The organism is Flavobacterium rivuli WB 3.3-2 = DSM 21788 (assembly GCF_000378485.1).
GTDB classification, from domain to species: Bacteria; Bacteroidota; Bacteroidia; order Flavobacteriales; family Flavobacteriaceae; genus Flavobacterium; species Flavobacterium rivuli.
In genome coordinates this window covers 382754-407945 of sequence record NZ_KB899967.1, presented here as the reverse complement: position 1 = coordinate 407945, position 25192 = coordinate 382754, and the positions used below count along the sequence as shown (strand labels likewise).

Annotated in this window: 22 protein-coding genes; 12 read left to right on the top strand and 10 right to left on the bottom strand. The window is 40.5% G+C overall.

Features of this window, described 5'->3' with window-relative positions; genetic code table 11:
* The first annotated feature begins 76 nt into the window (after positions 1-76).
* The 4 genes from F565_RS21220 (at position 77) to F565_RS0105285 (ending at position 4680) form a co-directional block, all read left to right on the top strand.
* Positions 77-1819 carry an RDD family protein gene (locus tag F565_RS21220; protein WP_020212163.1) on the top strand — a complete coding sequence of 581 codons (1743 nt, stop codon included), beginning with the start codon at positions 77-79 and terminating at the stop codon, positions 1817-1819.
* 78 nt (positions 1820-1897) lie between these two features.
* Positions 1898-2740, top strand: a complete 843-nt coding sequence (locus F565_RS0105295; RefSeq protein ID WP_081621316.1) for a TlpA family protein disulfide reductase — start codon at positions 1898-1900, stop codon at positions 2738-2740.
* A gap of 94 nt (positions 2741-2834) precedes the next feature.
* On the top strand, positions 2835-3929 hold the full coding sequence (locus tag F565_RS0105290; protein ID WP_020212161.1) for an acyloxyacyl hydrolase: 1095 nt from the start codon (positions 2835-2837) through the stop codon (positions 3927-3929).
* Positions 3930-3933: 4 nt separating this feature from the next.
* Positions 3934-4680, top strand: coding sequence for a head GIN domain-containing protein (locus F565_RS0105285; RefSeq protein ID WP_020212160.1), 747 nt, complete (start codon positions 3934-3936; stop codon positions 4678-4680).
* Between the two features lie 238 nt (positions 4681-4918).
* Here the strand turns inward: F565_RS0105285 and gldA are convergent, their stop codons facing one another.
* Both gldA and kynU read right to left on the bottom strand, forming a co-directional pair.
* Complete coding sequence (gene gldA / locus F565_RS0105270) at positions 4919-5827, bottom strand: gliding motility-associated ABC transporter ATP-binding subunit GldA (RefSeq protein WP_020212157.1); 909 nt, start codon at positions 5825-5827, stop codon at positions 4919-4921.
* Positions 5828-5877: 50 nt separating this feature from the next.
* The gene (gene kynU, locus F565_RS0105265) at positions 5878-7158 is read right to left on the bottom strand and encodes a kynureninase (protein WP_026299898.1); all 1281 of its coding nucleotides are present in this window, start codon (positions 7156-7158) and stop codon (positions 5878-5880) included.
* Between the two features lie 268 nt (positions 7159-7426).
* Here kynU and F565_RS0105260 point away from each other — a divergent pair, with 268 nt between their 5' ends.
* From F565_RS0105260 to F565_RS0105245, 4 genes are all read left to right on the top strand, one after another.
* Positions 7427-7924, top strand: a complete 498-nt coding sequence (locus tag F565_RS0105260; RefSeq protein ID WP_020212155.1) for a hypothetical protein — start codon at positions 7427-7429, stop codon at positions 7922-7924.
* A gap of 130 nt (positions 7925-8054) precedes the next feature.
* Complete coding sequence (locus F565_RS21215) at positions 8055-8768, top strand: SRPBCC family protein (protein ID WP_020212154.1); 714 nt, start codon at positions 8055-8057, stop codon at positions 8766-8768.
* Between the two features lie 161 nt (positions 8769-8929).
* Positions 8930-10216, top strand: coding sequence for an MFS transporter (locus tag F565_RS0105250; protein ID WP_020212153.1), 1287 nt, complete (start codon positions 8930-8932; stop codon positions 10214-10216).
* Between the two features lie 36 nt (positions 10217-10252).
* Positions 10253-10744: a hypothetical protein gene (locus F565_RS0105245; protein ID WP_154652536.1), complete on the top strand. Its 492-nt coding sequence runs from the start codon at positions 10253-10255 to the stop codon at positions 10742-10744.
* A 465-nt stretch (positions 10745-11209) separates the two neighbouring features.
* On the opposite strand, the gene F565_RS0105240 is transcribed toward F565_RS0105245, so the two are convergent.
* The 5 genes from F565_RS0105240 to F565_RS0105220 all read right to left on the bottom strand — a co-directional run bounded on the left by F565_RS0105240 (position 11210) and on the right by F565_RS0105220 (position 18436).
* Positions 11210-12439 carry a cation:dicarboxylate symporter family transporter gene (locus tag F565_RS0105240; RefSeq protein ID WP_020212151.1) on the bottom strand — a complete coding sequence of 410 codons (1230 nt, stop codon included), beginning with the start codon at positions 12437-12439 and terminating at the stop codon, positions 11210-11212.
* Between the two features lie 24 nt (positions 12440-12463).
* Complete coding sequence (locus F565_RS0105235; protein ID WP_020212150.1) at positions 12464-13012, bottom strand: hypothetical protein; 549 nt, start codon at positions 13010-13012, stop codon at positions 12464-12466.
* 344 nt (positions 13013-13356) lie between these two features.
* Positions 13357-14787, bottom strand: a complete 1431-nt coding sequence (locus tag F565_RS0105230) for a T9SS type A sorting domain-containing protein (RefSeq protein WP_081621315.1) — start codon at positions 14785-14787, stop codon at positions 13357-13359.
* Positions 14788-14923: 136 nt separating this feature from the next.
* A complete protein-coding gene (locus F565_RS0105225) occupies positions 14924-17077 on the bottom strand; it encodes a TonB-dependent receptor (RefSeq protein WP_154652535.1) in 2154 nt (717 codons plus the stop codon).
* A gap of 84 nt (positions 17078-17161) precedes the next feature.
* On the bottom strand, positions 17162-18436 hold the full coding sequence (locus F565_RS0105220) for a PQQ-dependent sugar dehydrogenase (RefSeq protein ID WP_020212146.1): 1275 nt from the start codon (positions 18434-18436) through the stop codon (positions 17162-17164).
* Positions 18437-18617: 181 nt separating this feature from the next.
* On the opposite strand from F565_RS0105220, the gene hpt reads away from it, so the two are divergent.
* The 3 genes from hpt to F565_RS0105205 are packed head-to-tail and all read left to right on the top strand — an operon-like array spanning position 18618 to position 21039.
* Positions 18618-19148, top strand: coding sequence for a hypoxanthine phosphoribosyltransferase (gene hpt / locus F565_RS0105215; protein WP_026299896.1), 531 nt, complete (start codon positions 18618-18620; stop codon positions 19146-19148).
* A 25-nt stretch (positions 19149-19173) separates the two neighbouring features.
* Positions 19174-19746 (top strand): adenylate kinase, encoded by a 573-nt coding sequence (locus tag F565_RS0105210; protein WP_020212144.1) that lies wholly within the window; start codon positions 19174-19176, stop codon positions 19744-19746.
* Positions 19747-19761: 15 nt separating this feature from the next.
* Positions 19762-21039, top strand: coding sequence for a hemolysin family protein (locus F565_RS0105205; protein WP_081621314.1), 1278 nt, complete (start codon positions 19762-19764; stop codon positions 21037-21039).
* A 179-nt stretch (positions 21040-21218) separates the two neighbouring features.
* On the opposite strand, the gene F565_RS0105200 is transcribed toward F565_RS0105205, so the two are convergent.
* A complete protein-coding gene (locus tag F565_RS0105200; RefSeq protein ID WP_020212142.1) occupies positions 21219-21953 on the bottom strand; it encodes an MBL fold metallo-hydrolase in 735 nt (244 codons plus the stop codon).
* Between the two features lie 72 nt (positions 21954-22025).
* Positions 22026-23102, bottom strand: a complete 1077-nt coding sequence (locus tag F565_RS0105195; protein ID WP_020212141.1) for a YncE family protein — start codon at positions 23100-23102, stop codon at positions 22026-22028.
* Positions 23103-23292: 190 nt separating this feature from the next.
* On the opposite strand from F565_RS0105195, the gene obgE reads away from it, so the two are divergent.
* Entirely contained in the window at positions 23293-24300 is a 1008-nt protein-coding gene (obgE, locus tag F565_RS0105190) for a GTPase ObgE (RefSeq protein ID WP_020212140.1), read from the top strand.
* 224 nt (positions 24301-24524) lie between these two features.
* Here obgE and lysM read toward each other — a convergent pair whose 3' ends face one another.
* Entirely contained in the window at positions 24525-24977 is a 453-nt protein-coding gene (lysM, locus tag F565_RS0105180) for a peptidoglycan-binding protein LysM (protein WP_020212139.1), read from the bottom strand.
* Positions 24978-25192 lie beyond the last annotated feature (215 nt).

Sequence of the window (25192 nt, the reverse complement as noted above, 5' to 3'; positions counted from 1 at the left end):
GCGTTACAATACCATCCTTAATTAAGTTTTAGGATGGTATTTTAATTTTGTTACTTTTGGGTAAAATTTTAACAATATGCCAAAAAAAATTATTATTGTAAGCATTTTTATATCGCTATTAGGTATAGTTGCAGAAATATTACCAACCTTCGATTACCAGTCTGCAGCAGTTTATAAATTTGCAGGCTATTTTACTTTTATAGATCTTGGTAACGGCACTCGAATTTTAAACGAATTTAATTTACACAACTACCTTAATCTTTTTTTGTATGCGTTACTGTTTTCCGGTGGTATATTTTATGCGATATCCCGAAAAGAAACCCGACTAATACGCTTTGTACTGTCAATAATAGTGCTGCAAAGAGCAATAGCATTGTTTTTTGGTATAATGTATCTGCCATTCAGGCAATCTTCTTTACAAATAGACTTATGGTGGGTTTATTTTATACTGGGTGTAGCATGGGATGTGGCATGGATGATTACCTTTTATAAAATCCTTAATTATTTTAATACTGTAAAACAGCCGCAGATAGTACCCGACCCTTATGATGAAACAAGGCCGGGCACACTTGCCATTACGGGCTCATGGATGCGCCTTTTTCATTTAATAACAGATACTGCTATAGCTTACCTTATGTTTTGGCCTATTTTAGAAATGTTTATTAGGAACGAATCTTTACAGTTCATACCAAGGTTGCTTGAGGATGCTGTAGGCGACAGGGCGGGTTTATGGGTTGTTGCAGTAATAGCAAGGCTTATATACTATGTGCTCTCTGAATATTTTTTACAGGCATCTCCTGCAAAACTACTTACAGAAACACGCATAGTAAATGAAAACGGCGATAAAGTAGCGTTAGGTACTATCTTTACACGCACATTTTCGAGGTTTGTGCCTTTTGAAGCATTGTCATTTTTCGGGCCTTCAGGGTGGCACGATAAATGGTCTGGCACGTATGTTATAAATGAAAAGAACGAAGGAGCAAAAGGCGGCATGTATTTTTTGATCATTCCATTATTTGCCCTTATCGTACTTGGCTGTAAATATGGAGCTAACCAATATGAAGAACACAAGAGAGAAGCCATTCTGCATGAAAAATTTGAAGCCTCGGTTGCCGAAATACGTTATGCTTTAAAGAATTTGACATCGGATGATATTATTACATTAAAGCTGAACTCGTTTTCGGGCAGGTCTCAGGTGTTTTTAAAAACAGAAAAAACAAGTACCGATAAAGTAACTTTTACGCTTATAGAGATGTCTACTACAGATTATAACGGTAGTATAGCTGTCGAAAATTTTTATACGCAAAATAAGGCATCCCTCCCGCAGGTAACCATTACGAAGGCATTGTTAGATAAGGCCATTTCTACAGATTATGAGGTATACGTAAACAGTTACGGGTATTCAGTTGGCAGGGAAGGTAAAGGCGGTGTAAAGCTTTTAGGTAATGAGAATTTGTATACTATAAAATCTGTCGAAACCCACTTTATGCCTATAATAAAAATAGAAGGCATGTTTAACCAAAGTAATTACGATAATAATAGTAGCATTAGCCTTCAGCTTATTAATAACGGATGGAAAGCCTATTTAACAGATATTAAAAATGAAGGCGATAGTATTAACTGGAAGGTAATGCTGCCGGCAACGATGGCCGGGGCAGAAAGGTTTCCCTCTCAACTTTCAATTCACGGCACAGGAAAAAATGTTGAGGATATTAAGGTAAGGCTTACTTTTAAAGACACATTAGGGCGGTTACAAAATTACAGGGTCGAGATGAATGGAGATAATCCTGGAGTTTCATCTATAAAAAAAGTAAAATAAAAATAGAATACAACTTATGTTACCTGTAAATTTATAAGTGTTTAATCAAATTTTATGTTGGGTTAATAAATCAGCTATATGTTTAAAATAGTTCTTTTCATTTGTCTGTCAGTAAACTTTTTCGCATCTGCCCAGCAGTACCCTTTTTTATCTCCCTCATCAAAAGCAATGAGGTTTGATGATTATGATGATTATGTAGAAGAATCGGGTAAAAATTTGGATAGTATCAATCAGCATGCTCCCCGCTACCTTGATAATGGCGAAGTGTATACCCTTAAATATTCTGATTCTGTCTTTAAACTTTATGGATATCAAAAATACAGTACCCTTGCATACAGGGATACCCTGAGTAACACATTTAGCTTTGTGCTTCATAAGCTCACGGAAGCTGAAATGAAAGAGAATGATGACTACTGGACAAAAACGTTTAAGGACGACGAAGAGAACCGGAAAAAGCTGAAGGGTACTATAATTGACGACCTTACCCTTACCGATATAAGTGGAGTAACACATACCATGCAGTCGTTGCAGGGTAAGATAATTATTATTGATTTCTGGTTTATAAAATGCTATGCCTGTGTGCAGGAAATGCCCGAACTGAATAAACTTAAACAGCAATTTGGTACAGAAAATGTAGCATATTTTGGCGTTACATTTGATAAAAAAGATAAGGTAAAAAAGTTTCTTGAACATACTAAGTTTAATTTTACCATAGTACCCGATGGTAAAAAGCTTACTGAGAGGTTTGGTATTAAATTTTACCCTACCACTCTTATTTTAGACCAGGAAAGGCAGGTTGTTTACACTGGTGATTCAGGCGCATTGAATGATCGTAAAAAAGAGATTAAAAAAATAGTAAGGAAGCTTTCAAAAAACAGGAAGTCGATGGTTATTGCGGGGCCATTTCCTGATAATAACTAAGATTTTTTTAAAATTAGCCTGCCATTAAATTATGTTTACCGCATATTTATTGAAATAATTCTAAGAATAGTATATATTCGCAGCAAACCCTGCAATGAGGCATTTTTACTACCTTATACTGTTTTTTTCAATTATATCATTTGCCCAGGATGTTCCTGCAGGCAGTTATACTGCAGATGCCAGTTATTTTTACGGCAATGTTATTCCGCACCGCCAGTCTATACGCCATCTTATCATAGGCCATCCGGAGGGTATGGTGATTAGCTTTAACCGGAAAACATTTGGCAAAAAAGCTTGGGAGCAGGCGTATAACTTTCCTGATTATGGGGTTTCTTTCCACTTTCAGGATATGAAAAACGAAGCACTGGGAGATATGTACGGCCTTTATGGTCATTATAGCTTTTACTTTTTGCAGCGGCAATTAATATTGCGCGTGGGGCAGGGAGTGGCCTATAACACCAATCCTTACGACAGGGAAACCAATTTTAGAAACTATGCGTATGGCATGCACCTTATGCCATCTACCTATTTTATGCTTAACTACACAAAATATGATTTGTGGCAGGGATTTGGCTTGCAGGCGGGGCTTATTTTTATACACCATAGCAACGCCAGTATGAAATCGCCCAACACGAGTACTAATACCTTTGCGGTAAACGTAGGGCTTAATTATACGTTTGATAAAAAGGAAGAAAACCAATATACGCATATAATAGATGACTCTATATATAAGCAACCATTGCATTACAACATAGTTTTTAGGGGAGGTATTAACCAAAGCGATGTTATAGGTACAAAGCAATATCCTTATTTTACCTTTGGCGGATATATAGATAAGCGCATAAGCCGTAAAAGCGGCTTTCAGCTTGGTGCCGAATTTTTTTGGCCAAAATATCTAAAAGAATACATACGGTATATGGCTATTGCCTATCCTGAAAACCCTACCGATGGCAGTACAGATTACAAAAAGCTTGGCATCTTTGGCGGGTACGAATTATATATTAACCGCCTGTCTTTAGAGGCACAGGTAGGGTATTATGTATACTCGCCTTATAATTCTACGGGGCTATTATACCAGCGTATAGGAATGAAGTATTATCTTTCGAAAAATATATTTGCATCGCTTGGGTTAAAAACACATGGTGCAAAGGCAGAAGTTATGGAGTTTGGGATAGGGGTTCGACTTTAAAATTATGAAGCAAAAATTACAATTTATAGCCTGTTTGCTGTTGCTGGTTTTAACCTCCTGCAATAACGACCTTACGCCCGAATGTTTCGAGAAAATGGGGGCTGTAGTTACTTATGATGCAAAGGTTCCTGATTTTTCAGCTATAAACCTGTCATTGGGTATTGAACTTGTAATAACCGAAGGCCCTGTACAAAAAGTAAGTATACAAACAGGTAATAATATTAAACAGTACATATCGGCAGAGGTTAAAGAAGGTAAACTTTACTTAACTAATGCAGTAAGTTGTAACTGGGTACGTGATTATAAAAGCACCACTGTGTATGTAACCACACCACATTTAGAACAAATATATTCGGCGTCGCAATTTGCTGTAAAATCTAATGGGGTGCTCACATTCCCGTCGCTGTCTTTGCAATCGGGTATTTTTAGCGAAACAGCATCGGGCACGTTTGAGCTTGATGTAAATTGCCAGAACCTGAGTGTGGACGATAACCAGGCGTGCTACTATGTTATTAATGGCGTGGTAGAAAATTTAGCAGTAAGTTTTTATTCCGGCGATGCCCGTTTTGATGGCAGTAACCTTATTGCCCAAAAGCTGCGGGTTTTTCATCGAAGCACAAACGATATTATTGCAAATGTTCAGCAGGAAGTAACAGGAACCTTATACGGCACCGGCAATTTAGTGTTAAAAAACCACCCGCCTGTTGTAACCGTTAACCGGATATATACAGGACAGGTGGTTTATGAATAATCAGCTGTAAATTATTAGCAGCTGCTTTCTTTATCTTCCGTTTGGGTAGGTACAATAACGGCTGTATTCTCTTCAGCATCTTTCTCAAATGCATCTGCCCACCATTGCAATTTTACTCCGCACATACTATTTTGTATTAATTGTTTTCAGTTGTTTTTCCTGCTTCACTGCCTGCAGTATCAACTGTTTTTTCATCTTCATCGGTGTTCCACCAGGACAATTTTCCGCACATAGTTGTTTATTTTTTATGGGTCATTTCCCTAAATACAGTTTCCAGGTTTTTATTTTTAAGCGTAAGCTGTAATGTTTTTAAACCATTTTCATGGGCAAAATCAAACAGCACCGGGCGAATGTCATACTCTGCCGTAAAGATAAGTTCCCATACATTTCCGTTAGTATTGGTGTATGATACAATCGTTGGGATACCTTCTAATAATTCGGCGTTAACCGGCATATCAAACTCTACTTCAATAACCTGTTCCAGCTTATTGTTATCATCAACAAGTGTGCCCAGTTTTTTGTCGGTAACTATCCTGCCGTGGTTAATAATTATTACGCGGTCGCATATAGCCTCAACCTCCTGCATAATATGTGTAGATAGAAATACCGTTTTGTCTTTACCTATGTTACGAATTAAATCACGTATCTCAACCAGCTGGTTAGGGTCAAGACCCGTTGTAGGTTCATCCAGTATTAAAACCTCAGGGTCATGCAATAGTGCCGCTGCAAGGCCCACACGCTGGCGGTAGCCTTTAGAGAGTGCGCCTATTTTTTTATGCGCTTCGGGGCTAAGGCCGGTTAGCTGTATAACATCTTCAATACGTGACTTTTTTACCTTATACACATCAGCATTAAAGGCAAGGTATTCGCGCACATAGAGGTCAAGGTACAGCGGGTTATGTTCGGGCAAATACCCAACCGATTTTTGCACTGCCTTTTGCTCAGTCTCTACATTGCTGCCATTAACCATTGCAAGTCCGGAATCAGCACTAAGGTAGGTAGTAAGGATTTTCATCAGGGTCGATTTACCGGCACCGTTAGGACCAAGGAAACCCACAATTTCTCCCCTTTTTATAGAAAACGAAACCGCATCGAGGGCTTTTTGTTCCCCGTAATGTTTTGAAATATCCTGAACCTCTATAGACATAGCATTTGTGTTTTAGCAAAAATAGTGAGAAAAATAATGTGGTGGGGATATTACCTGTGCGATAAAATCCCTGCTTTTAATATCTGCCCAAATTGATACATATCTTCATACGAACAATATAACGGCACGGGTGCCAGTCGTATTACATTAGGTTCGCGCCAGTCTGTAATTACACCATTTTTCATTAGGTAGTCAAACAGCGTGCGGCCTTCTCCATGAAGGAAAACTGAAAGCTGGCATGCTCTTTCTGCAGGTTCAGATGGGGTAATGATCTCAAAATGGCCTTTTACCTCGCGGTCAATTTCATGAAGTATAAATTCGAGGTAAGCCGTAATAACATCTCTTTTTTGTATTAGTGCAGGCATACCTATTTCGTCAAACATTTCTACCGATGCCAAATAGGGGGCAAGCGAAAGAATAGGCAGGTTACTTATTTGCCATCCTTCGGCGCCACGCACAGGGTCAAAGTTAGGCTCCATTAAAAAGCGGCGCTCTTTATTATGTCCCCACCATCCCGAAAAACGAGGCAGGTCGAGGTCGTTATGGTGCATTTCGTGCACAAACAGTCCCGATGCATTACCCGGTCCGGAGTTCATGTATTTATAACTGCACCATGCGGCAAAGTCTACATTCCAGTCGTGCAGCTCAAGGTTAATGTTACCGGCACCATGGGCAAGGTCCCAGCCCACATAAGCACCGGCATCCTGGGCAGCTTTAGTAATGGTTTTCATATCAAAAACCTGCCCGGTGTAATAGTTAACCCCGCCAATTAGCAGCAGGGCAAGCTCGTCGCCCACCTGTTTAATAGTATCTAATATATCTTCAAGCCTTATGTTATGTTCTCCCGGCCTGCGTTTAATCTCTACAATAGCATCTTCAGGCTCCAGGCCGTGAAAGCGCACCTGGCTTTTTATCATGTATTGGTCGCTTGGAAAAGCTTTTTCCTCGCAAATAATTTTAAATCGTTTTGCGGTAGGCTGGTAAAAGCTTACCATAAGCAGGTGCAGGTTTACAGTAAGGGTATTGGCAACCGTAACTTCACTGGGTAATGCTCCCACAATTTTACTTAATGGGCCGGCAAAACGTTCCTGATAATCCCACCATGGTTTATCGGCATAAAAGTGGCCTTCTACAGCCAGCTTAGCCCAGTCGTCCATTACCTCATCTACATAAGCTTTGGTACGTTTAGGCTGTAGCCCAAGGGAGTTGCCTGTAAAATAAATTACCTGTTTGCCGTTTACGTGCGGAAACAAAAATTCGTCCCTGTATTTTGCCAGTTTATCTTTAGCATCAAGCTGCTGTGCAAATTCGCGTGTGTTTAAAAATTCCATTGTTGTGTGTTTGTGCGGGGTAAAAATAAGCATTTAATAAAACATCAGGAAGTAAAAAATGGGATTGCCACATTTAAATGTAATTAGTTGAACTTTATATAAAATGTGAAAATTACAATATATGCTATACATGGCTGTAAGGGGTGTTAACAGTATTTAATAGTGCCTGCCAAAATACGCTTAAAGCGAGGTTAATTAGTGTGAAATTAGCTTGTTAGCTCAATGTGCTTGCCTAATTTTATAGATGTAAACCACAAAAAATAATAAGATGAAAAAGATAATTTTTACAGTTGCTGCAATATTTGCAATGGGAATTGCATCGGCACAAACAAACCCAACGAGGGTACCGGGAACTACGACGCCCACAACTACGAGCCCTACAACAACAAGCCCTACAACCACAAACGGGACTATAAACAACGGCACAAACCCTAATGGTACCCTAAATAATGGAACTACCAACGGCACCCTGAATAACGGTGTAAATAACGGTACACTTAACAACCCTAATACCGTTCCTGTGCCATCTACTACAACAAGGCAAAATAATAACACACGATCTACAGCGATACCCGGTACTACGTCGCCATCTACCACGTCTCCATCTACTACAAATAATAATGCGATAAGGCCTCAAACTACGGCATCTCCTTCGCCAACAAGTACATCCACTGCTGTGCCGTCTACATCTACCAGGATGCCTGCAAGTGGCACCACAACTACCACTACTACGCCATCATCTACAGGTACTACGCCTCAGCCATAATGGCATATAGCTTAATTGTAAACCCCGTAATTCGGGGTTTTTTTATGCATTTTTGGTAAGTTATTGTTAATGCATCAGGTAATATAAAAACGAATCCTTATTTTTAAGTATTAAAATCACACACAGTTTTATGGAAAAGCTAACCAACCTTCCGATAGCAAAAAACGAGAAAGCCATAAGCGATATAGAGCGTGCAGTATCTATTATTGGCGGGGCATATTTAATATATGATGCCTTTAAAAAAGAGAAAAAAAGCATGCTCGAAATTGCTGCTGCCGGTTTCATGATATACCGTGGCGTAAAAGGTTTTTTAGAAAGCAGGGGCGTGCAAAAGGTGTTAGAAAAACCACAACACCCTAAAGATGCCAATATAAATATTCACGCAAGGCTAATTATAAACCGCCCGGTAAACGAAGTGTATAATTTTTGGCGCCATCTGGGCAACCTGCCGTTGTTTATGAAACATTTAGAGGGCGTAACCGTTTTAAGCGACACGTTATCTGAATGGACCATAAAAGTTCCGGGAGTGGGCAGCACCCTGAGCTGGAAGGCAGAGATAGTGGGCGAAGAAGTTAATCGTTACATAGGTTGGCGTTCGCTGGCAGGATCGTCTGTTCGCAATGCAGGAAAGATAGAGTTTAAAGATGCAGGCGAGCTGGGTACGCTGGTACATGTTGTGTTCTCTTACCATCCGCCGCTTGGTGGTGCTGTAGAAGAAGTAGCCCGATTTATAAATCCTGTATTCGAAAAAATAGTGCGCAACGATATTATGGGCTTTAAGCGCTATATGGAAACCGGTACGCCGCAAAAACTTCAGCAGGAAACGGTAGCTATTTACACATAGGAGATATTTAGACGTGAGAGTTTAGACGATAGACCGAAGAAACAGGCAATTGGCAATGAACAATTAGCAATTTAAAAATTGCTAATTGTTCATTGCCAATTGTTGTGTTTAGCAATTATGCCGTAGCTTTGTAGTACTACATAATTTTTAATACATACAACGTGGAGCAGGACGACGACGGAGCTATCCGAACTGGGTTTTTTGGGAAAAACCCGGTATTGCAAAACAAAGAATTCCTTTCCTTTTTAAGCATCCGTTTCGGGCTTATGTTTGCCCTTAACATGCAGGTTACCATAATATTTTACTGGATATACCAAATCACTAATGATAAACTTGCGCTGGGGCTCGTAGGTCTTGCCGAGGTTATACCTGCAGTAGGGTTTTCACTCTTTGCAGGTCACTTTGTAGACCTCAATGAAAAGCGTAAAATGGTGCTCTTCTGCATTGGGTCTTACGTGTTGCTTAGTGCCTGCCTCTTTGGGCTTAGTACACCATATTCGTTCAGCAGCCTGGGCATACATACAACACAATACAGCGTATATTTTCTTGTGTTCATTGGCGGAATCATCCGTTCCTTTATGGGGCCATCGGTATTTTCGCTGTTTGGGCTTGTAGTGCCACGGAAGCATTTTGCCAATGGTACCAGCTGGAGCAGTATGGCTATGCAAACAGGCGGTGTTTTAGGGCCGCTTACCGCAGGATTGCTAATTGCTTTAGATGGTGTGGTAGCGGGTATGTTTGTAGTGGTTATAATCATGATACTATTGCTTTTCCCTATACTTCACATAAAATCAAAACCCATTTTAAAGAAAGAGAAGGAACCCATACTGCAAAGCCTCTCTCAGGGAATACGCTTTGTAGTAAAAACGCCTGCGCTGCTTGGGGCGCAGCTGCTCGATATGTTCTCTGTACTCTTTGGCGGAGCAGTGGCATTGCTGCCGGTTTTTCAGAAAGAAATACTGCATGTAGATGAAGTAGGCTTTGGGCTATTACGTTCGGCGCCTGGTATTGGGGCACTTATTACTTTAGGGCTGCTTGCCTTTATGCCATTGCGTACACATCCCGGTAAAAAGCTGTTTGTAGCCGTTACAGGGTTTGCATTGTCTATTATTGTGTTCGGGCTATCTACAAATTTTGTATTGTCGTTTTTTATGCTGCTGCTCTCCGGTATGTTTGATGCCGTTAGCGTAGTGGTGCGCAGTACCATCCTCCAGCTTGTAACGCCCGATAACATGCGTGGCCGTGTGGCGGCGGTTAATACAATGTTTGTAAGCTCGTCTAACGAATTGGGTGATTTTGAAAGCGGTGTTATGGCGCACTGGCTGGGTACAGTAAGGGCAGTAGTAACAGGCGGCTGTATAACCCTCGGGGTTATTGCGGTAACCTTTTTTAGCACACCAGAACTACAGAAGTTTGATTTTGAGGAAGAGGAAGCTAAGAAGGTGTAAAGCATCTATAGTAGATGACTAAAAATAAGTTGATGTATGAATTTTAAAATAATTATGTATCTCGTAGCTTCACTATTGTTATTTAGCTGTGGTAAGCACGAGGAATCGAACGATATTGCGTGGAGTACTAAACATGATTCTGTTTTATTTAAAAGATGGTTAACTGATACCGTCAAATTAATTAAGCGTCAAAATATTAATGACAGTATAGTAATTTATCAGGATTCGGGTAGTATGGATTTATACAAAAAATATAATGTGGTAATTCACCCCAATCAACCCATAACAAATATAGATGTAGAAACGGCAATATGGCTGCTGAAAGAAAATGATACTGTACCAGAAGAACAGTTTAATTTGCAGTTTGACATCAATTATTTCTTCGATGTAGGTTTTAATGGTAAAAAACACGTGTGCGAATGTGAATTTGAGAATTTTATCGTGAAGACTTCAACAAGGACTACCAAATACAACTTTGTAAAAGCAAATTTAGTTGATAAAAAAATAATTTCAGGAGTTACAGATTAACGATTTTGAGATAGCAAATTTTTTCTGTAATTTTTTTCACAGATATTACACAGTAAGATATACAATTAAAAAGGCCCGTACATTACTAATGTACGGGCCTTTACAAAAAGAAGAAAGTTGCTTGTTGCATTTTATAATTCCTTATGCTTCTCTGGTAATTGTTCTTTCAAAAAAGCTCTAAATACCGTTCCCCTCCGGCGTTTAAAACCCGTTTATTTCTGATTTCACAAAGAGCAGACAGGCAATAGTTTGGTTTTATAAATATAATACTAAGCTAATCAAAATATCAATCCCATAATTATGGAAGTGTATTTTTGTCATTTATTTATTGTAAAAGTTATAATGCTGAAAAATATTTTTTAATTTAAGTAAAACCTATCTCCAATTTAATTAAAAAATAGAATATTGATACAATTACTATATCGTTATAGCGGGTATTTAACATTTAATTTCTGCATAAAATTACTAATCTTCTGCGCGCAGAGCATTTATGTCTGTAAATTCTTTCTCGCTTTTAGAAATTACTATGGTGGCCACACCATTGCCTATAAAATTTGTAAGGGCACGGGCTTCGCTCATAAATTTATCTACACCAAGTAAAAATGCCAACCCCTCTACCGGAATCTTGTGTATTGCCGTTAGTGTAGAGGCAAGTACTATAAAACCGCTGCCGGTAACTCCCGCAGCACCTTTGGATGTTATCATGAGAAGCCCGATTATGGTAAGTATCTCGGCAAACGATAAATGAACATCATACAGTTGCGCTAAAAATATAACCGACATAGATAAGTATATAGATGTACCGTCAAGATTAAAAGAATAGCCTGTGGGTACAACCAGCCCCACGACCGGTTTGCTGCAGCCCATGTTTTCAAGTTTTTCCATAAGGTTGGGCAATGCCGCTTCAGATGATGAGGTACCCAGTACTATAAGTAATTCTGCCCTTATGTATTTTATAAAGCTAAAGATGCTCATTTTGTAATACCGCAGTATTCCACCCAGTATTACAAATATAAATAGTGCCATAGTAATGTAAATGCACAGCATTAACTTACCAAGAGGGAGTAGTGTGTGTAGCCCAAATTTACCAACCGTGTAAGCCATACCGCCAAAAGCCCCAAGTGGTGCCAGGTACATAACCCATTTTAAAGCTTTAAAAACCCAACCGGAACATTTGTATAAAAAGCTAACGGACTCTTCGCGCTTTTTACTGTAATTTAAAATGATACCTACAAGTATCGCTGCTACCAATACTTGTAATGTAAGGTTATCCATAAAAAATTTAAGCCAGCTAAAGCTTTGTGCCTGACCGGTATATTTAGAAGAGTCCTGCATATTGAGCCCTGTACGGTCTATCTTGCCGGGTTCTAAAACATAGGCCACAGTAACGCCAATAGCGAGTGCAAAAGTGGTTACGATCTCAAAATACAGTAACGACTTTATACCTATACGCCCAACCTTTTTAAGGTCGCCCATACCGCTGATGCCTAAAACTATGGTAAGAAAAATAATAGGCGCTATAAATACTTTGATGATACTTATAAATGCCTTGCCTATAACTTCCATTTTTACGGCAGCGGCAGGGTTAAAATGCCCAAGCAGAATGGCGGCTGCAATAGCAATAAGTACCCAGAAGGTAAGGTTAGTTACTACTTTAAATAAGGTGCTTTGCTGAGGTAAAGGGTTGCTGTCCATACCACCGAAGATAGAAAATATTATTTAGGTGCCAATTTTCTTCAATATATCTTTTGCGGCGGCAATGTATGCAGTAGAATGTTTAGATGCGTCTTCGCTTAGTATACGTCTAAGCTCGGGGTATATCCAGTCATTTTCTTTACCTAATAAGTGTAAAGTACCCATGGCGTATGCTTTTGTGGCTACTTTACCATCGGGGTCTATAAGCCAGTCAAAACAGGCTTCGGTTATTTGCTCAACCTGTGCAGTACTTAAAAATCCGGTATGCTTTTGCCTGTGTTTAACAGCAAACATGCAAATTTTAGAAACCGACCGTAATGCTCCCTCATGATTTATTTGATTGAGTGTGCTGCAAAATTCAGTGAGGTAATCGGCAAGCCAGTCAATTTTAGCCTCCATGACCAGTTCCAGTATCCAGCAGGCTTTATGGTGATTGGGGTCTTTTATATTTAATGCAATGTTAACCAACTCTCCTAACAGATTTTTATCCTGTAAAACGGCCCCCGAAAGCAAATCGCGTATGGAGCGGTGTGCGGTGCTTTTAGCTATCTGTTTATAAAAGTTGGTTTCCATAAGGCTACTCCATTATAGGTATTTCGGTTTTTATATCTCGCAAACAACATAACGTTATCCAGATCAAATGTTTTTACCACGAAGTACACCAAGCCTGCGCTGTGCTTTTAAGTAAACCAAGCTATACCTTAACATTGACCTGTTTTTCGTTATAGCTTTGTGTCCTATGTCTGGAACAGGCATTTGTAAATAATATAGTTTTGTGTACTTTGTGAAAATCCTGGTGTACTTTGTGGTTTAATAGTTCTTTATGAGTTTCACTCTTTACTAAACCCAAATTTACTAAAAGCAAAACGGGGCACAAGGCCCCGTTCAAATAAAATATAAAAAGGTATTAAGGAGGATTATTGTTTAATAAACATTTGAGAAGCATTCCCTTTAGAACCACTTAGCTTAACAATATAGCTTCCGGCAGACAGGCCGGAAACAGTAACCGTAGTTAATGCAGCATCTGTTTTGCCCTCTAACAATTTTTTACCCGTAACGTCGTAAACCGCATAGCTTTCAAAACCAGTTGTTTGTGCTGCAATATTTAAAATGCTGTTTGCAGGGTTAGGATACATTGTGAATGTTTTTGCAGTTGGTGCATCAATTCCTGCAATACAATCAGGGTTAAGGCTTACCACTAACGGTGTACCCGCTGTACTGTTGCTGCTGTAAGGACAAATAGATGGTGAAGCAACCGCATGGTAAGATCCAGGCTCTGTAACTACATAAACCCCCTCATTAGCACCTTCGATAGGCTCTCCATCCCTGAACCACTGAATGTTTTCAGAGAAAAGTTCCGGTAATGTATTGGTAATTTCGCCGCCCGGGCATAACAGGTAAACAAGATTGCCCTCTTCATTTATGCCTTCAGATGCCTCTTCGTTTAAACTGGTAAAATAGAACAGTGGTGTCCAGTTTCTAACGTTTACTAACAGTGTGTTAGACTCGTAAGTAGCATCACCCTCTGTAACCACTAACTTAAGCGTACCCTGGTCATAAGTATTTGCAGCAAACATAAAATTGTCAGCGTTGGCATCTTCAATAGCAGTAAATGCACCACCATCAAAACTTACATACCACTGGTAGCTGTCGTAAGTTATTAAACCCTCGGCAACAAAGAGGGTGCTTTCTGTGTCCGGGCATAACAATGTATCTCCCGCAATAACAGGGGTAAGGCTTTGCGTGGCACAATTGGGGTTAGCCTGTACACTTATAGGTAATGATGTGCTGGTGCTGTTAGGGCAAACTTCTACACCGGCAACTACATAATATTCTCCCGGTTCTGTAATGGTATAGCTAACATTTGTAGCACCTTCTATAATTACACCATCTTTATACCATTGTGCAATAGTGTAAGGGCTAAGAACAGTGCTTGTAACACTGCCGCCTTCGCATATAAGGTAAATAGGGTACTCTCCGCGTATTACGTTACCATCTGTAGTAGTAGATACTAATAATGATGCCCATGCGTGGCTGTCAATTTGTATTGCGTTAGATTCTAATTCAGCACCATTAAGTGTAACAACTACTTTTAATAGGCTTTGGTCGTAAGTAAACCAGTCATACGTAAAGGAAGCCGATGTTGCGCCATCTATGGCAACATAAGGATCATCTGTAAACCAGTACTTGCTGTACCATTGGTACGTAGTGTAAGTAACATCGTTTGTTACGGTAGCTGTGCCATTCGTGTCAGGACATAGCATTACGTCTCCTTCAATTACAGGCGCCTGCGCAAATGCCGCAAATGTGGTAGTGAAAAACAGGGACATTAGTAATAAAAATTTCATAGCGTTTTTGTTTTTATTAATTAATACTTTCTCATAGCGTGAGAGCTGTGGATAAAATTAATTATAAAAACCACTATTTGTGTGCTTTATTCCGTGATAAAGCGTGACAGGTGGCGTGACATTTCGTGACACAAGGTTAAAAACTATAGCTTAGCGATACATTACCGTAATAATTTACCTGTAACCCCGGATAATAATAGCGCGGCGGTGCCCCGTTAACACCCGTAGCATTTACAAGCACCATTGATGCATAACGGGTATCTGTAATATTATTTACGCCTGCAGAAAGGTGTGTACTCAGCCCCTTTAAAATTTCATGGCGCCAGCCCAGTTTTGTATTCAGCAGGTTAGAGCTGTCAGAATACAATGAGTTGGCATCGTTAAGCGGTATACGATCGGTGTAATAATAATCGGCGCTAAGGTACAATCCATGAGGTATAAGTAGGGTTACGCCACCGTTAACTTTGTTGTTAGGCACACCGGTAAGGTCTTTGCCGCTATAATTAATATCGTTATTTAGAAATTCTTTAAACTCATAATGGCCTATAGATGCTGCTGCATACGGCTGAATAGAGAAACTGTCGCTTATTTGCCAGTTGTAATTTATAGATGCTTCTATACCCTCATGCAACGTTTCACCGGCATTAATACCAATATACTGGTCATCGCCCACGCGCTGTGCCACAAGCAGGTCTTTAATTTGCATACGGTAGGCCGAAACCTCTACATACAGGTCTTTATTGGCAAGGTAAAATTTACCGCCAACTTCAAAGTTGTAGCCGTTCTCCGGTTTTATGTTGGGGTTAATGGTGCCGTCTGCAGTAAGGGTTTCTTCTATAGACGGTAACGAGAAGCCGCGGCTTACCGACGCGTAAATGGTTTGCAAAGCCGACGGTTTGTACAGTAACGATAACTGCGGCGACCAGATGCCGTTGTAGCTGTAACTTTCAGATGAACGGGTGTCAAGGGGGAAGGTGTTATCCAGATCAAACTTTGTTTTGTTATAGTTTACACCTGCCTGCACTTCAAACTTTCGCGATAGCTGTATCCTGAATTGTGCAAAGGCGTTAATAAAATCACGGTCCTGCCCGGTACCTGTTTGCCTGTCGCCCTGTAGTGTGCCGTTACCATTATTTTGCTGATAGAGGTTAGCGTATGTGCCGCCTTTAAAGCCGTCCTTAAAATATTCGAGTCCGGCAATAAAGTTCGATTTCATAGTACCGATGTTAAAGTCTCCAAAAAACTGTGTACGCGCGCCATAGGCAGTTGTGTGCTGGTACAATATATCAAAAGGGCGCGGTTCATAGCTGTCTTTCGCATTGATGAAAATAGAAGTCGAATTTTTAAGCCAGTCCGCCGCCTGCCAGTCATAGGCCAGTCCGCCCAGATACGATTTATATTGCTCATAGCCTTTTGCGGCAGCCCAGGTTGGTGCTGCTGCGCGCGGGTTAGTATCAAAACTTGTCTTGCTAACAGAGCTTGGCAAATAGGCCTTTAAGTACGTGTAGTTGCCAAAGTAGGTAAGCTTGCTTTTCTCTTTACGGAACAATTCTCCTGCAAGGGTAACGCCCTCGCGGTTGTAATGGCTGTTATCGCGGTAACCGTCGTTCTCCAGCTTGTGGTAGCTAAGGTTAAGGCTGCCCCCTTGTGTACTGAGGCCGTAGCTCACTGTATTTTTAACCAACCCAAACGACCCGTGTGTGCTGCTTACCACACTGCGGCTGCCTAAAGTGGTAGCCTGTGTGGGGGTAAGTAAAATTGCACCACCAAGCCCCGCACCATACAAACTGGATAAAGGCCCTTTTATAACCTCTATATGGTCTATCATTTGTAAATCAATATCCTCAATGGTTGTTTCACTGTCGCCGGATGTTAAGGGTATGCTGCCGTAAAACGCCCGTATCTTGTTAGTACCGTAAGGTGTGCGTGCCCCAATACCACGAATGGAGATACGGTTGGTATTAATCCCGCCCGATTGCATAAAAACTCCCGGTAGCGTATTAAGGATAGGGGAGATGTCCGACAGGTTATTGCGTTGTATTTGCTGCGCTGAAAGTATACTGATGCTTGCCGGTGCATTAAGCAGGCTGTCGTTAATGTGGTAGCTGCTTATGGTTAGAGGCTGGAGTTCGTTGTGCGCCGAAATGCTAATGAGCCTTCCCGATAAAAACGATAAATCTACATGATTTGATAGTGTATCACTTTTAGATTTTGGAATTGTATCCTGTGCAAAAGATTTTCCGGTAACTAATATCAGTAAGAATAAAAATGAAAGTAGTGTTGTTTTCATAGCAAGGTGTCTGGCAGGCACGTAATAAAAATCCTGCAAGTAAAAGTACTGCAGGATTTAAAATAAATCGGGGTTGGTGTTTTATTATTTAGTTGCGGTAACTTTCCATAAGGTGTTACCGGCATCATCGTTAACAAGCAGCGATCCGTCGTTCATTATGGTAACATCTACAGGGCGGCCATAGGCTTTGGCATCTTTTTCGTTAGCAATAAATCCGGTTAGGAAATCCTGTGGCTTGCCCGACGGTTTTCCATCTTTAAATGGTACAAAAAGTACTTTATACCCACTTAGAACCGACCTGTTCCATGAACCGTGCTGGCCTACAAAAGCGCCATTTTTATACTGCGCCGGGAAAGCGTCTTTGTTGTAAAATGCAATTCCTAACGAGGCAGTGTGCGGCCCAACAGGAACATCGGGTATAATAGCCCTGGCAACCAGGTCTTTACCCTGTCCCTTCATACGCGGGTCTTCAATTTGCCCGTAATATGAGTAAGGCCATCCGTAAAAACCACCGTCTTTAACACTGGTAATATAATCAGGAACCAGTTCGTCGCCCAATTCGTCACGTTCATTAACTGCTGTCCATAGCTCTTTGTTGGCAGGATTCCAGTCCATACCCACAGGGTTACGCAGCCCACTTGCAAAAACACGTTCTCCGGTACCGTCAGGGTTAACCTCAAGTATGTTGGCACGGCGGGTCTCTTCGGTAATGCCATGTTCGGCAACGTTACTGCTCGACCCTACAGATATGTATATTTTAGAACCATCGGCATTAGCCAAAAGGTTACGTGTCCAGTGGTTGTTATAACCGCCTGCTGGCAGTTCTACAATTTTTTGTGCTTTGCCGGTAAGCTTCATGTCGCCCGTTTTGTATGGGTACATATAAAGGCCATCGGTATTGGCAATATAAAAATGATCTTTAAGAATCAGCATACCATACGGCTGGCTAAGTTTTTCGGCAAAAACAGCGCGGGTTTCAAAAGTACCGTCTTTGTCCTTATCCCTAAAAACAGTTATCTGGTCTTTGCTGGCTTTCGTGCCGCTTTCGCACACAAAAATATCGCCATTAGGAGCTATGTAGGTATTACGCGGGTTATTAAGGTCGCCTGCAAATTTAGTAACTGTAAATCCTGCAGGAGCTTTTGGGGTAACGCCTTCCGGCCAGTCTTCCATACTGCTGTTCTTAGTGACAGATTCTGTTGCAAAAGGAGCCGGCAAAATAAGATCGCCAATAGCAGTTTTTACAGTAGTGCTGCCCTCTGCTTTGGCCACTTCTTTTTCTTCTTTAGTTACCTGCTGTTTGCAGGAGTTAAGCGATATAAGGCCCGTTAAGGCAAGTGCAAGTACTTTAGTTTTCATATTGGCGTATTTGTAAAAAGATAATAATTATCCGAAATTACTTATTTATTGCAGTTTTACTGTGCTAACGGCCTGAATATTAAATATAATTTAACATTCATAAAATTAATGCAAAATAAACGAAGCTTTGTAAGTGGCTGTTTGCGAATTAGTATATTTGCAAATTATATTTATGCCGAACGTGATACAAATTCATGATAAACACTTTGTGCCTTTTATAACTGCTGCTGATATTGAAGCGGTAATTATACGTATGGCAAAACAAGCCGAAGCAGACTTTGCAGGAGAAGTACCTGTATTTATAGGTGTGCTTAACGGTGCTTTTATGGTACTGGCAGATTTTGCAAAACACTACACACTGCCGTGTGAGGTAAGCTTTGTAAAATTAGCATCTTACGAGGGCACCAGCACTACCGGAGAAATTAAGCAGCTTATAGGGCTTAACCAAAACCTTGAGGGCAGGATCGTAGTAATAATAGAAGATATTGTAGATACCGGCAATACTATAGAAGAACTTAAAAAAATGTTTGAGGCACAAAAGGTTAAGCAGCTTAAAATAGCTACCCTTTTCTTTAAACCTGAAGCGTATACTAAAAATATCCATCTGGATTATATAGGTTTTGAGATACCCAACAAGTTTATAGTGGGCTACGGCCTTGACTACGACGGACAGGGGCGCAACTTACCCGAAATTTATCAGTTACATCAATAATACAACACAACAACCCCTGAACAAAATGATCAATATTGTACTGTTTGGAAAACCGGGCGCAGGAAAAGGCACCCAGGCCGAATTTTTAAAAACAAAATACAACCTTACTCACATTTCTACCGGCGACCTTTTTCGCTTTAACCTTAAAAATGATACTGCCCTTGGCAAGCTTGCCAAAACCTATATAGATAAAGGAGAGCTTGTACCGGATGAGGTAACTATAAAAATGCTTGAAGATGAAGTGAGCAAAAACCCGGATACAGCAGGATTTTTGTTTGACGGTTTTCCGCGTACTACGGCACAGGCTAATGCACTGGATGCTTTTTTAGTGTCTAAAGAATGGGAAGTAACTGCTACCATTGCGCTTGAGGCCGATGATGAGGTACTGGTACAGCGCCTGCTTGAAAGAGGTAAGACCAGTGGCAGGGCAGACGACCAGGACGAAAGCCTGATACGCAACCGCTACCAGGAATATAATGAAAAAACCGCCCCGCTTATAGAATATTACAAAGCACAGGGCAAATACTTTCCGGTAAACGGAATTGGCGAAATAGCCGAAATTACAAGTCGATTAAGTTCGGTAATCGATACGCTCTAACCTAAACCCCCCATTGTGGAAATAGCCATAATATTTTTTCTTATTCTTTTAAACGGCGTGTTCTCCATGTCTGAGATCGCGTTGATATCTGCCCGTAAAAGCCGCCTTGAAACCGCAGCCAAAAAAGGCAATCCCAGTGCACAGGCTGCGCTGGACCTGGCAAATTCGCCAAACAAATTTTTATCTACAGTACAAATAGGCATTACGCTTATAGGTATTTTAACCGGTATTTATTCCGGCGATAAAGTAACCGACGATGTAAAGATATTTGTGGAAGGCTTCCCGGTTTTAAAACCGTATGCCGATAACATATCTGTAGGTATCGTAGTAGTTATACTTACGTTTTTCTCTTTGGTACTGGGTGAGCTGCTTCCTAAAAGGATAGGGCTTAATTTCCCGGAAACCATTGCAAAAATGGTAGCACTGCCCATGAAGTATATCTCTATTGTTACGGCGCCGTTTATATGGTTGCTCACATCGTCTACGGATTTTCTTTTAAAGATATTCCGCATTCGCCCTACGGCAGATGGTAAAGTAACCGAAGAAGAGATAAAAGCGATTATTAAAGAAGGTACAGAGGGTGGCGAAGTGCAGGAAATAGAGCATGATATTATGGAGCGTGTTTTCCATATTGGCGACCGTAAGGTAAACTCACTCATGACGCACCGTAAATCGGTAACGTATCTTTCTACTACTTTCAATAAAGACAGCATTCGCGAAACCATGCTCGAAGAGCTGCACTCGGTATATCCTGTGTGCGAAGGCAACAGCCTGGACGATGTTATAGGGGTAGTGCAGCTAAAAGATATTTTTGCTAATTACGAAAAAGAGAATTTTAGCCTTAAAGATATTAATATAGAGCCGGTATATCTTATAGAACATACATCGGCGTATAAAGCGCTGGAGATATTCAAAAAAACCAAAGTGCATTATGCATTGGTAACCGATGAGTATGGCGTGTTCCAGGGAATAATCACCCTTAATGATATCCTTGAAGCACTTGTGGGCGACGCCTCTGATTTTTATGATGACGAGTTTCAGCTTGTAGCAAATGAGGATGGCACATGGCTTGTAGACGGGCATTACCCACTGCATGATTTCTTAACGTACTTTGACCTTGATGAGCTTACTACCGATTATGAGGTAACTACTGTAAGTGGACTTATAATGACCGAACTTAGTTACATACCTAAAGAAGGCGAGAAGCTAATATGGCACCTGTTTGAGCTTGAAGTTGTAAAAATGGATGGCGTTAAAATAGATAAAGTACTTGTAAGAAGTATAAAGGAGTAGTTTAGTCTCAGTATTTAGTTTCATTTTAATAGAAACTCATGTCTTCCAATTTTGCTTCAATATGCTACGTAGGTGTGTTCCATTCCGAATGAAGCGCAGCGAAATTGAGGAATCTCCGTTTTTGAGATTTTTCGACTCCGCTGCGCTTTGCTCAAAATGGAAAACTTAATTTTATTAGTTTAAAACTCCATTACATTCTTGCTAATGTCATGGTAAAACAAAACGATCCAATTTTCGTCTTTGGCCTGTTGTTCCCATTTCTGGCGGTCTTCCATAGCTTTTTTGCCATCATAATCAGACTTGTAGGCAATGTGGAATTTAAGATAGCTCTTTTGCGGCAGGTTATCGGCACCATAAAAGGCAGTAACGTTGTCTTCCTTAAACCAAAAAGCCTGATGAAAAGGCGTATGCCCGCCGGTAACTTCATAAGTTATATACTTACCGATAGAGCCTGTGTCATCATTCATCAAAATAAGGTTGGGCAGGCTGGCAATTTCCTCTAAAATTTCCTGGTTAAAAGAGTGGCTCGCAATCTGGTCGAGGGCGTAGTGCAGTTCATTTTGCTGTAAGTAAATTTCGGCATCAGGAAAGTTCTGAATAAAAGTACCGTTGTCTGTATAACCTAATCCCTCTGCATGATCTTTATGTAAATGAGATAGCAGTACTTTAGTAATCTGGTTAGCGTTGTATCCTGCATCTTCAATAAGTTTTACAATAACAGGTTTGCCGTCTTCTTTAAATCCCAAACCTGCATCTAAAAGAATTATATCATCCGGCAGTACAATCAAAAAAGGGCAGATGGCCATGGTAAGTAATGCCTTATCTACGGTTTTTAATTCTTCTCTCGTAATCCGGGTAAAGTCTTTAGTAGGTGTAACCGTAAAAATGCCTTCCTGCAATGGGATAATTGTCATGCTGATTTGTGTGTAGTAATAATAAAGCTGTACCGCACAAACAGTGCCATTGTACCTTATAAGTATAAAAGCTTATTTTGTAATAGCAAATTCCAACCCATCCGGGCGGCCTCCGATTTCCAGCTTTCCTGATACCTCCATAGTCTTTAAGTCAATAATTGCAATGTAGTCGTTAGGCGAACAGGAAATAAACAGGCGGTTATACTGCGCATCCATAAGCATGGCGGCACCCTGTCCGGTTTTAATTCGTTTTATTTCTTTGCGACTTTTAACATCGTAAAATAACAAATCGCCGGTGCGAACACTTACCAAAGCTACACGTTTGCCATCTGGAGTAAATTTCAAGCGGTGCAATCCTAATACCTCTGTATCAATTGTCGCAGATATTTTCTTAGCTTCAAGATCTATTATAAACAGAAGCCCTTCAGGTGTGGCGGTCCATAGCTCCTTACCATCGGGTGATACGTCAAATCCTTCGGCACCTTTCCCTACCGGGATAAGAGTCTGCACCCAGTCAATATGCGGTTTGGCAGTAGGAGGTAATACACCTGTTGGCGGTATAGTGGGCTGTACTAACATGTTCTCAAAAATACTTACCGTGCCCGAGTCTACATTGGTAGTGTAAAATTTTTTACTATCGGGTGTAACATAAAGTAAGTGGGTAACGTCCTGCCCGGTGCCTATGGCAAGGTCAAATTTAGATGTTGCAATATCGTACCTGGCTACCGATTTAGATCCCTGTGCTGTAAACCATAATTTATTCTCAAGATAGGCCATACCGTGCGGACCTAAAAACGGTGCGGTATCTATATTTGGCAATGCTTTGTTATGTTGTAAATCGATAACATTAATTTCGTGCAAGTCGCTATTTCCGGGGTTAGATACAAATGCTTTTAAACCGTTGGGAGATACTACAACCTCGTGCGGGTTAGGCCCTACAGGAACAACAGCAATGATCTTTAAAGTTGCAGGGTTTATTATGGACAGGGTATGGTTTGTTTTAGAAGTAGCAAGCAACGTGCGTTTAAGTTGTGCAAAGCAGTTTAAATTTCCGGTAAAAACTATAGCAATAAAGATAAAAGTAATCTTTAATATATGTGCTGAGGTTAAACTTTTTGTTATTATAGATGAAATGGGGTTGCAGTGCATGTGTTGTATTAATTACGATTAAAATTTAAATATACCCATTTTTATGCTGTTGGTGACTGATTAAATGACTAACAAAACTTGTCAGGGTTTACCACGGTTTTTTGCGGTATGGAGTTTCATAAAAATAATGTACTTTTGCAAACTGAAATGTTGCGCCTAACCCGCAGCCTTTTACATTAAATTAAAAGAAATGACAGAAGGAAATTTTGTAGATTACGTAAAAATATATGTGTCCTCAGGAAAAGGGGGCAAGGGATCTACACACTTGCACAGGGAAAAATTTATTGAAAAAGGAGGTCCCGATGGTGGCGATGGCGGTCGTGGCGGCCACGTATACCTTGTGGGCAACAAAGGGTTATGGACATTGTTTCACCTAAAATTTGCACGACACATTAAAGCAGGCCACGGTGGCGATGGCGGTAGCGCACGCAGCACCGGTGCCGATGGTGATGATAAATACATTGAGGTTCCGTTAGGGACGGTAGTTCGCGATAAAGAGACTGACGAAATTTTATTTGAGATTACCGAAGACGGCGAGAAAAAAATTATTGCCAAAGGCGGTAAAGGCGGCCTTGGTAACTGGCACTTCAGGAGTTCTACAAACCAGACTCCACGCTACTCGCAGCCCGGTATGCCGGCAGAAGAGAGTGATATATTGCTGGAGCTTAAAGTACTTGCCGATGTAGGCCTTGTAGGTTTTCCTAATGCAGGAAAATCAACATTACTATCGGTACTTACCTCTGCAAAACCAAAAATTGCCGATTACCCGTTTACAACGCTTAAGCCTAACCTAGGTATTGTGTCGTACAGGGATTATCAGAGTTTTGTAATTGCCGATATACCGGGAATTATAGAGGGTGCTGCCGAAGGTAAAGGTTTAGGCCACTACTTTTTAAGGCATATAGAACGAAACTCGGTACTGATTTTCCTTATCCCGGCTGATGCGCCGGATATTGAAAAAGAGTATGAAATATTACTTGATGAACTACGCCGCTACAATCCCGAAATTCTGGATAAAGAACGTGTAATAGTGATCTCTAAATGTGATATGCTGGACGATGAGCTTAAGGAAGAAATGAAAACCAATCTTGACCAGACGTTTAAAGCCATTCCGTACTTAATGATATCATCTGTAGCACAACAGGGGCTTATGGAGCTAAAAGATAAACTTTGGCAAATGCTGAATGTAGAAGTATAATGAAAAGCGCCGATTGGCGCTTTTTTTATTTTATGCAGTATGTTATTCTGAGCGAAGCCTGCCTGCCTGACGGTAGGTAGGTGCAACGAAGCCGAAAAATCTCATTAATAAATAGGGATTTCTCCACTTTGCTGCGCTGCGGTCGAAATGGAACAATGTCATGTTATACCAGTAGAGTTTTTCCACTTCGCTGCGCTTTGGTCGAAATGGAACAGCTTACTAATTTAAGCATTAGGTATCCTTAATACCTGTCCCGGGTATATTTTATCAGGATCTGTAAGCATGGGTTTATTGGCTTCAAAAATTACATTGTATTTTTGTACATCGCCGTAATATTTACCTGCAATTTTAGAGAGCGAATCGCCACTTGCCACTGTATGATATTTAGATGGTGGAGCACTTACTGTTACCCTCATATTATTAGTTACGGTTTCTACACCGCCCACATTACCCACAGCAAGGGCAATTTTCTCTGCTTCCTCCAGACGGTCTACTTCACCTTCCAGCGTTACGGTTTGCCCGTTGGTAGAAAGCTTGATGTTCTTGTAGGTAAGGCCAAGCTTTTTTACAAAATTAAGCAGTTCGCTTGCCTTAAGGTTTTCTTTATCGGGTGCAGCCTGGGGTATCCCTCCAAAAAGCTGTGCACCGGCATCTGTGTTAAAAGTTACTGTACTCATAGTTTAATTTTTTGTTTGTGTCTCTAAGTTAGTCAACATAAAAATGGGCAGCAGCTTACAACGCTCATATTTAATAAATCTTTATGCCTTTGTGTATTAGCACTATGCTTTATGTAAGCTAACATTGGTTAACTGTTTGTTAACTCATAATTTAAAATAAATTATCTTTGCGCCGTTAATACTTAAAGGGCAATGTAGCCCGTTAAGAGAGGCAC

Excerpts from the sequence above, each read along its gene's own strand:
- F565_RS0105200 (WP_020212142.1), bottom strand. The coding sequence starts at position 21,953 with ATGACAATTATCCCATTGCAGGAAGGCATTTTTACGGTTACACCTACT.
- F565_RS0105240 (WP_020212151.1), bottom strand. The coding sequence starts at position 12,439 with ATGGACAGCAACCCTTTACCTCAGCAAAGCACCTTATTTAAAGTAGTA.
- F565_RS0105230 (WP_081621315.1), bottom strand. The coding sequence starts at position 14,787 with ATGAAATTTTTATTACTAATGTCCCTGTTTTTCACTACCACATTTGCG.
- lysM (WP_020212139.1), bottom strand. The coding sequence starts at position 24,977 with ATGAGTACAGTAACTTTTAACACAGATGCCGGTGCACAGCTTTTTGGA.
- F565_RS0105285 (WP_020212160.1), top strand. The coding sequence starts at position 3,934 with ATGAAGCAAAAATTACAATTTATAGCCTGTTTGCTGTTGCTGGTTTTA.
- F565_RS0105295 (WP_081621316.1), top strand. The coding sequence starts at position 1,898 with ATGTTTAAAATAGTTCTTTTCATTTGTCTGTCAGTAAACTTTTTCGCA.
- F565_RS0105220 (WP_020212146.1), bottom strand. The coding sequence starts at position 18,436 with ATGAAAACTAAAGTACTTGCACTTGCCTTAACGGGCCTTATATCGCTT.
- F565_RS0105225 (WP_154652535.1), bottom strand. The coding sequence starts at position 17,077 with ATGAAAACAACACTACTTTCATTTTTATTCTTACTGATATTAGTTACC.
- F565_RS0105235 (WP_020212150.1), bottom strand. The coding sequence starts at position 13,012 with ATGGAAACCAACTTTTATAAACAGATAGCTAAAAGCACCGCACACCGC.
- kynU (WP_026299898.1), bottom strand. The coding sequence starts at position 7,158 with ATGGAATTTTTAAACACACGCGAATTTGCACAGCAGCTTGATGCTAAA.
- F565_RS0105290 (WP_020212161.1), top strand. The coding sequence starts at position 2,835 with ATGAGGCATTTTTACTACCTTATACTGTTTTTTTCAATTATATCATTT.
- obgE (WP_020212140.1), top strand. The coding sequence starts at position 23,293 with ATGACAGAAGGAAATTTTGTAGATTACGTAAAAATATATGTGTCCTCA.
- F565_RS21215 (WP_020212154.1), top strand. The coding sequence starts at position 8,055 with ATGGAAAAGCTAACCAACCTTCCGATAGCAAAAAACGAGAAAGCCATA.
- F565_RS0105245 (WP_154652536.1), top strand. The coding sequence starts at position 10,253 with ATGAATTTTAAAATAATTATGTATCTCGTAGCTTCACTATTGTTATTT.
- F565_RS0105195 (WP_020212141.1), bottom strand. The coding sequence starts at position 23,102 with ATGCACTGCAACCCCATTTCATCTATAATAACAAAAAGTTTAACCTCA.
- gldA (WP_020212157.1), bottom strand. The coding sequence starts at position 5,827 with ATGTCTATAGAGGTTCAGGATATTTCAAAACATTACGGGGAACAAAAA.
- F565_RS0105210 (WP_020212144.1), top strand. The coding sequence starts at position 19,174 with ATGATCAATATTGTACTGTTTGGAAAACCGGGCGCAGGAAAAGGCACC.
- F565_RS0105260 (WP_020212155.1), top strand. The coding sequence starts at position 7,427 with ATGAAAAAGATAATTTTTACAGTTGCTGCAATATTTGCAATGGGAATT.
- F565_RS21220 (WP_020212163.1), top strand. The coding sequence starts at position 77 with ATGCCAAAAAAAATTATTATTGTAAGCATTTTTATATCGCTATTAGGT.